Origin of the sequence: Bacillus sp. FJAT-25509 (assembly GCF_001420605.1) — a bacterium.
In the GTDB taxonomy this organism is placed as follows: Bacteria; Bacillota; Bacilli; order Bacillales; family Bacillaceae_G; genus Gottfriedia.
Map to the genome: position 1 here is coordinate 1 of NZ_LJIZ01000014.1, position 1,313 is coordinate 1,313.

The 1,313-nt window shown below is 34.0% G+C and carries 1 protein-coding gene; it reads left to right on the forward strand.

Annotation, left to right across the window (positions count from 1 at the left end):
- Window positions 1-82: 82 nt before the first annotated feature.
- A protein-coding gene (locus tag AN960_RS09160; RefSeq protein WP_429898513.1) for an IS3 family transposase occupies window positions 83-1,269 on the forward strand; the annotation gives its coding sequence in 2 pieces (ribosomal slippage) (window positions 83-368 and window positions 368-1,269; 1,188 coding nt in all).
- Window positions 1,270-1,313: the final 44 nt, after the last annotated feature.

The following is a 1,313-nucleotide window of genomic DNA, read 5'->3' on the forward strand; positions in this document are numbered from 1 at the left end:
TGGTATTATCCCCTTATAGTAGACACGTGAAAAAGCCTATCTGATAAAATGGATAGGCAGTCTACTATTGGGGGATTTTATTATGGCTTTAAAAGGAACAAAATTTAAACACTATTCAACTGAACTAAAACTTAAGGCAGTAAAGCAATATGAAGATGGTTGTGGCAGTTACGTCTCAATTTCGGAGGAGTTAGGTTTACGTAGTTCAACTCAACTGAAAGAATGGGTAAAAAAGTATAGAAATGGTGAGTTATTTGATGATCAAAGGGGAAAATCAAATAGTTTTCATCCGTTCACTGGGCGTCCAAAAACTAAGTTTGATTCAATTGAAGAAGAAAGAGATTACTTGAAAGCACAGGTAGAATACTTAAAAAAGCGTTATCCAAATATACTGGGGGAGGGATAATTCCAAAAGGAGTTCGATTTGAAATTCTAAATGAAATGAAAGCACGTTATCCATTAACGATGCTTATTCAAATCGCAAAAGTTTCAAGAGCTGGTTTCTACAAATGGAGAAAATCAATTTTATATAAGTTAAGTAAAACCACTGTTGAAGACACGGTAAAATCTCATATTGAGGCGATCCATGCGATACGACCATATTATGGATACCCTAGAGTTACTGATCGTCTAAGAGATGAAGGATTGGTAGTTAATCATAAAAAGGTTTATCGAATTATGAAAGAATTAGATATAAAATCCGTCATTCGTAAAAAAAGAAAATACTATGGGAAGGAAGCATCGAATGTTTATCCTAACCTTTTAAATCGTCAATTTAAACAAGATTTACCGAACGTTGCATTCGCAACTGACATTACTTATATCAAAGTAGGAGACAGGTTTTATTATCTTTCAGTCATTCAAGATCTTTATAATAATGAAATTGTATCTTGGAAGTGTTCCAATCGAAATGATCTTAAATTGGTCATTGAAACAGTTAAAGATTTATGTAAAAAAAGAAACGTGTATGGAAGTATCCTGCATTCAGATCAGGGATTCCAGTACACGTCTATAAAATACAGCCAGTTCTTAGAAAAGAATAATCTATTAGGCAGCCACTCTCGCAAAGGAAACTGTCTAGACAACGCATGCGTTGAATCATTCTTCTCACACTTCAAATGTGAATTGGTGTATCTATCTAATTTTAATTCAGAACAGGAACTTATTCAAGAAATTACAGAGTACATACAGTTTTACAATTATGAGCGTACACAAAAACGACTAAACCGTTGTTCCCCTGTAAAATACAGGTTAACAACGGCTGCTTAGTCGGTCTTATTTAAATGTGTCTACTTGACAGGGGTAAGTCCAAA